General features: G+C 69.0%; 8 protein-coding genes and 1 pseudogene. 7 read left to right on the top strand and 2 right to left on the bottom strand.

All coding sequences use genetic code 11. The annotated features are described in order from the left end of the window. The 7 genes and pseudogenes from DBR10_RS19845 to DBR10_RS08905 all read left to right on the top strand — a co-directional run. Positions 1 to 208 (top strand): annotated as a pseudogene (locus DBR10_RS19845) (S-formylglutathione hydrolase); the annotation flags it as partial. Between the two features lie 51 nt (positions 209 to 259). Then, positions 260 to 439, top strand: a complete 180-nt coding sequence (locus DBR10_RS08930; protein WP_108505868.1) for an antitoxin — start codon at positions 260 to 262, stop codon at positions 437 to 439. Next, positions 427 to 693, top strand: coding sequence for a type II toxin-antitoxin system RelE/ParE family toxin (locus tag DBR10_RS08925; RefSeq protein ID WP_108556274.1), 267 nt, complete (start codon positions 427 to 429; stop codon positions 691 to 693). Before DBR10_RS08930 ends, DBR10_RS08925 begins: the two co-directional genes overlap by 13 nt. An 83-nt stretch (positions 694 to 776) precedes the next feature. After that, positions 777 to 1,151, top strand: coding sequence for a hypothetical protein (locus DBR10_RS08920; RefSeq protein ID WP_108556273.1), 375 nt, complete (start codon positions 777 to 779; stop codon positions 1,149 to 1,151). Between the two features lie 49 nt (positions 1,152 to 1,200). After that, on the top strand, positions 1,201 to 1,623 hold the full coding sequence (locus tag DBR10_RS08915; RefSeq protein WP_108556272.1) for an ExbD/TolR family protein: 423 nt from the start codon (positions 1,201 to 1,203) through the stop codon (positions 1,621 to 1,623). Positions 1,624 to 1,790: 167 nt separating this feature from the next. Further along, positions 1,791 to 2,408, top strand: coding sequence for a 30S ribosomal protein S4 (gene rpsD / locus DBR10_RS08910; protein WP_108556271.1), 618 nt, complete (start codon positions 1,791 to 1,793; stop codon positions 2,406 to 2,408). 86 nt (positions 2,409 to 2,494) lie between these two features. Further along, positions 2,495 to 3,028, top strand: a complete 534-nt coding sequence (locus DBR10_RS08905) for an NTP transferase domain-containing protein (RefSeq protein WP_108503972.1) — start codon at positions 2,495 to 2,497, stop codon at positions 3,026 to 3,028. On the opposite strand, the gene DBR10_RS08900 is transcribed toward DBR10_RS08905, so the two are convergent. Together DBR10_RS08900 and DBR10_RS08895 are read right to left on the bottom strand one after the other, a co-directional pair. Then, positions 3,022 to 4,416 carry a sulfite reductase subunit alpha gene (locus DBR10_RS08900; RefSeq protein ID WP_108503974.1) on the bottom strand — a complete coding sequence of 465 codons (1,395 nt, stop codon included), beginning with the start codon at positions 4,414 to 4,416 and terminating at the stop codon, positions 3,022 to 3,024. The genes DBR10_RS08905 and DBR10_RS08900 overlap by 7 nt on opposite strands. Next, a complete protein-coding gene (locus DBR10_RS08895) occupies positions 4,413 to 5,348 on the bottom strand; it encodes an FAD:protein FMN transferase (protein WP_108556270.1) in 936 nt (311 codons plus the stop codon). Before DBR10_RS08895 ends, DBR10_RS08900 begins: the two co-directional genes overlap by 4 nt. Position 5,349 lies beyond the last annotated feature (1 nt).

Here is a 5,349-nt window from a genome sequence, read left to right as displayed (position 1 = left end):
CGGCGCGAGCTTCGACGACATCCTGATCGACCAGGGCCTGGCCGACAATTTCCTCGAAAGCCAGCTCAAGCCCGAGCTGATCGAAGCCGCTGCCACGAGCGCCGGTCGCAAGGTCACGGTGCGGCGCCAGCCCGGCTACGACCACAGCTACTTCTTCATCTCGACCTTCATCGGTGAGCATGTGGGCTGGCACGCGCAAAGATTGTAAATTTCCAGCCACACCCGTTGCTGAAGGCGACGGGTGTGGTAGTCTTTCACCATGGTTCCCGAGCCTTCCATCTTTGATGACGTAGACGCCGCCAGCGAAGAGGCTGCGGACGCTGAAGGTTTGGCGGACATCGCCGCGGGCCGGGTCGTCCCCCATGCCGAAGTTTCGGCCTGGCTCGAGACCTGGGGTACGCCCGACGAAATGCCCATGCCCGCGTCGTGGCTGAAGTAGTCTGGTCGCGCCGGGCGCTTTCAGACCTTTTCGCGATCCGGGCCTATATCGGCCAGTTCAGCCCTCTCGCCGCGCAACGCATGGCTCGCAGGCTCCGGGTGGCCGGGGACAGTCTTGTGAACCACCCAGATCGGGGGCGTCTGGTGACAGCGATGATACGGGAACTGGTGATCATTTCGCCTTACATCATCCGCTATCAAATCATGGGTGACAGGGTGACTATCGTCCGGATCCGCCACGCCGCCCGCCTGTGAACTTTCCGTAATTCATCCCGGGTTCAGGCGGGCGCTGCGCATCTGGCTCCAAGGTCAAGCTGACCCACTGGAGGGGAACCCACATGAAACTCGCATCGCTCGCCGCCGTCGTCGCCATCGCCCTGTCGACCAGCGCCTGCGTGATCATCGACGCCGACGATCGCCCGGACACCTCGATCAACATCACCAAAACCGACCTTGAGCCCATCTATGGGGCCACGGTCGACAAGGGCGACCTCGTTATCCGTGTCTCGTCCAACGGCTGCACCCGCAATGATGACTTCGCGGTCGAGAGCGTCCGGCGCGATGACGTCGCCAGCTTCGTCTTTACCCGCAAGCGTCCTGATCTATGCCGCGCCCTGATCGCCGAGGGGATTGATCTGCGCTTCCCGCTGGACGCCTTTGGCGTCGAGCGCGGCGCCAAGGTGCGGGTGCGCAACCCAATCGTGCGGCCGTAGGATTGCAAGTTGCCTCCGCCGGGACCAGTCTGGCCCCTGCGGAGGCGGCATGGCCCAACGAATGGCAGGACGGTTTGAGGCCAGGCCTTTGGCGGCGATCAACGTGACTCCGCTTGTACCCGTCTTACTAGCGATCTTCGCGGTGCTTGCCGCAACCGCCGGCGGGCCGGGCAAGCCGGTGAACCTCTATGTGGAGCCGGGCAGCGTACCCCCGCCCTATGATGCGCTGCACCCACTGCCGCCTCGGGTGTTCATATCGCTGGAGCGAGACGGTGTTCACGTTGGCCCGAGCGAAGCGATGACCCTCGAACAGGCCGTTTCCCTTGCCGCCCCCATGACAAGAGCACAAGGCGCGGACGTCATCATGGTGCGGGCGGATATCGAAACGCCCTATTCAGAGGTCATGGGTGCGGTGCGCGCGCTCAACGCCGCCGGTCTGAAAGCAGAGTTCCTCAATGAGGATCTACACTGAGGCGTCGGCGAGTTGACTCCCCGTCGCCCCTCCGTCATAAACCGCGCCTTCCCGCCGCCGGCTCGCCGTGTGGCGCGGAAACATATGACGGACTGATGCGACGCCGCCGTTGAGATCGCGCCTCTACTTCTTGAGGCGCCGGCCCGGATCGAACTGAAGAGACTAAGATGTCCAAGCGCCATAGCGCCAAGTACAAGATCGATCGCCGTATGGGCGAAAACCTCTGGGGCCGGCCCAAGTCGCCGGTCAACCAGCGGTCCTACGGCCCCGGCCAGCACGGCCAGCGCCGCAAGCAGAAGGTTTCCGACTTCGGTCTGCAGCTGCGCGCCAAGCAAAAGCTGAAGGGCTACTACGGCAACCTGACCGAGAAGCAGTTCTCGCGCACCTACGAGGAAGCCGCCCGCCGCAAGGGCAACACCTCGGAAAACCTGATCGCCCTGCTCGAGTCGCGCCTGGACGCCATCGTCTATCGCGCCAAGTTCGTGCCGACCGTGTTCGCCGCCCGCCAGTTCGTGAACCACGGCCACGTGACCGTGAACGGCAAGCGCGTCAACATCGCCAGCTACCGCTGCAAGGCCGGTGACGTGATCGCCGTCCGCGAGCGCTCGCGCAACATGGCCCTGGTGCTGGAAGCCGTTGCTTCGGCCGAACGCGATTTCGCCGAGTACGTCTCGGTGGACGCCAAGGGCCTGTCGGCCACCTTCGTCCGCGCGCCGGAACTGTCGGAAGTGCCGTACCCGGTGAAGATGGAACCGAACCTCGTCGTCGAATTCTACGCTTCGTAAGAACCGGCTTCGATACCGATACGGAAAAGGCCCCGGAGCGATCCGGGGCCTTTTTCTTTGGCCGCTCGGCGGGCTAAGGCTGGGCCATGACCTCCTTCGGCGTTCTGATCCTGGTCGGCGGTGCCTCGCGCCGCATGGGCCGTGACAAGGCCGGCCTCGACTGGGGCGGGGTGCGGGCAGTCGACCGTCTGGCGGCCCTCGCCGGGGCGTTGGGCGCACGCCGCGTGCTGACGGTCGGGGCGGATCTCGGCCTGCCGTTTGTCGCCGATCCGCAGCCCGGGGCCGGGCCGACCGGCGGGGTGATGGCCGGGGTTGCCGCGCTGCGGTCCGAGGGGCTGACGCGCGCGCTGGTGCTGGCCGTGGATGCCCCGACCCTCACCCAGGAAGATCTGGCCCCGCTGCTGGCGGCTCCTGCGCCTGGCGCGGCCTATGAAGGCCTGCCCCTGCCGATGACTCTGGAACTCTCAGCCCTGCCGACGGAGACCGAGGCCGGCTGGCCGCTGCGGCGGCTGGTCGAGCGGGCGGGCCTCGCCATGCTGACGGTCCCGGACGGGGCTGAGTTGCGGCTGCGCGGGGCCAATACGCCGGAAGAGCGGGCGCGGCTTTTGCCGCCTCAGTAGACATCCCGCCGGTAGCGGCCTGCATCGGTCAGCCGTTCCAGCGTCTCAACGCCGAGGATCTCGGCGAGGGCGGCGTGAACCTCGCGGCCCATGCCATCCATCGAACCGCAGACCATTATGGACGCGCCTTCAGCGACCCAGGCGCGCAGAGGGTCGGCGGCCTCGCGCAGGCGGTGCTGCACATAGATCCGCTGGTCCTGATCGCGCGAGAAGGCCAGGTCCAGCCGCTCCAGCATGCCGCCGGCCTGCCAGTGTTCGATCTCGGCCCGGTGCAGAAAGTCGTGGGCGGCGGTGCGTTCGCCGAAGACCAGCCAGTTGCGACCCCGGCCAGCCGCAGCGCGGGCCTTCAGGTGGGCGCGGAGCCCGGCCAGTCCCGTGCCCGCCCCGATCAGGATCAGGGGGGCATCGCCCGGCGGGGTGTGGAAGCTGCGGTTGCTGCGAACCCGGGCTTCCAGCGGTTGCCCGACCTCGGCAAGGCGGCAGAGCCAGCCCGAGCCCAGGCCGGGGCGGCCCCCGGTGTCGACCTGCAGCCGCACGATCAGCTCGATCCCGCCGTCTTCCGGCAGAGAGGCGATGGAATAGTCGCGGTGCGGCAGGCCCGTCTCTCGAGCCGCCGGGTCCCTTTGCGGCGCGATCTCGACCAGATCGCCGGCCTGCCAACTCGCCGCGCCGGCCTGCGGCTCCAGCCGGATGTGCCAGGCCTCGCCGCCCGGACTGCCGGGATTGAGCAGGCGGCGCTCAGTCAGGGCCCATTGGCCATAGGCCGGGCGGCTCCAGTCGGTCAGTTCGGTGGACCCGCTCAGGCCGGCCAGGCTCGCCTGCCAGAGCTGCAGGGCGGCTTCGTCGCCGTCATCGACCTCGATCCGGTCGAACAGGGCCTTCGCGCCGCGTCCGGCCAGCCAGGCGTCGAGGCTGCGGCCGAAGGCACAGAACTGCGCATAGCTGCTGTCGCCGAGGGCCAGGACGGCGTGGCTCAGGCCCGACAGGTCTGGCGTCGTGGCCATCACGTTGCGGATGAAGGCCCGGGCCGGATCAGGGGCGTCGCCCTCGCCGGTGGTGCTGACCAGGAACAGGGCCCGGCCGGCGCCGGCGAGGTCGGCGGCCGTGACAGCCGACAGGTCGCGCAGGGTGACCGGGGTTCCGGCGGTGGTCAGGGCTCTTGCCGTGCTGCGGGCCAGCTCTTCGGCAAAGCCGGTCTGGCTGGCATAGGCGACCAGCACGGGCGTACCTGACCCGCTGGCCAGGGCGGCGGTCTCACGCTGCCGGGCCCGGCGCCGCAGGGCCTCGCGCCCGAGGATGAGGCCGGTGAAGGCGGCCCAGGCCAGGGCGACGCCGCCGGCCGCGATCTGGCGGCGGAGTTCGGGATCGAGGGCGGTGAGGTCCATCAGGCGTCCAGCATGGCTGACAGGGCCGGTGACAGGCGCTCTTCCAGACCCGCAGGCGAGCGGCTGACGATCAGGGCGGGCAGGTCGTGGCGCGTGGCGAAGGCCAGGGCCTCGCACGGGCCCATCACCGTCAGGGCCGTGGCCCAGGCATCGGCGTCCATGCAGGTCCGGGCCAGGACCGTGACGCTGGCTACGGCGTACGGGCTGGGCGCGCCGGTGGCCGGGTCGAGGGTGTGGGCATAGCGGCGGCCTTCATGGTTGAAGAACCGCCGGTAGTCGCCGCTGGTGGCCACCGACAGGTCGTGCAGGGCCACCAGGGTGCGCAGGGCATCATTGGCGGCCGGCGGTCGCTCCAGCTCGACCCACCACGGCTGGCCGTCCGGCTTGGCCCCGGTGCCGCGCAACTCGCCGCCGACCTCGACCAGGTAGCTGCGCACCCCGGCCCGCTCCAGGGCGGCGGCGGCCTGATCGACCCCGAAGCCCTTGGCGATGCCGTTGAGGTCCAGCCGTAGGCCGCCCGGCTGGAACAGGGCGTCGCCGTCGAGAACCAGCCGGCGCCAGCCGCTGCTGTCGCGGGCGGCCCGGATCGCTGCATCCTCGGGCGGCTGACCCGAAAAGGGGCGCGGGCCAAAGCCCCAGAGGTCGGTCAGGGCCCCCAAGGTCGGATCGAAGGTGCCTTCAGTGGTTCTGGCGATCTCGATGGCCCGACGTACGACGAGCGCCATCTGCGGCGGCAGCCGGGTCCAGCTTCCGGCGGCCGCGCGGTTGTAGCGGGACAGGTCTGACAGGGGCTCCCAGGCGCTCATCTGGGTGACCACGCCGTCGAGAGCGCGCTGCACCTGGGCCGACAAGCCCGGCAGATCGGCCCCGGCCTGGGCCACGAAGCGCGCCGACCAGCGGGTGCCCATGGTCTCGCCCGAGACGGCGTGAACCACC

The organism is Caulobacter sp. HMWF025 (assembly GCF_003060965.1).
GTDB lineage: Bacteria > Pseudomonadota > Alphaproteobacteria > Caulobacterales > Caulobacteraceae > Caulobacter.
This window is presented reverse-complemented; position numbering and strand designations above follow the sequence as displayed.

Excerpts from the sequence above, each read along its gene's own strand:
- rpsD (WP_108556271.1), top strand. The coding sequence starts at position 1,791 with ATGTCCAAGCGCCATAGCGCCAAGTACAAGATCGATCGCCGTATGGGC.
- DBR10_RS08905 (WP_108503972.1), top strand. The coding sequence starts at position 2,495 with ATGACCTCCTTCGGCGTTCTGATCCTGGTCGGCGGTGCCTCGCGCCGC.
- DBR10_RS08915 (WP_108556272.1), top strand. The coding sequence starts at position 1,201 with ATGGCCCAACGAATGGCAGGACGGTTTGAGGCCAGGCCTTTGGCGGCG.
- DBR10_RS08920 (WP_108556273.1), top strand. The coding sequence starts at position 777 with ATGAAACTCGCATCGCTCGCCGCCGTCGTCGCCATCGCCCTGTCGACC.
- DBR10_RS08930 (WP_108505868.1), top strand. The coding sequence starts at position 260 with ATGGTTCCCGAGCCTTCCATCTTTGATGACGTAGACGCCGCCAGCGAA.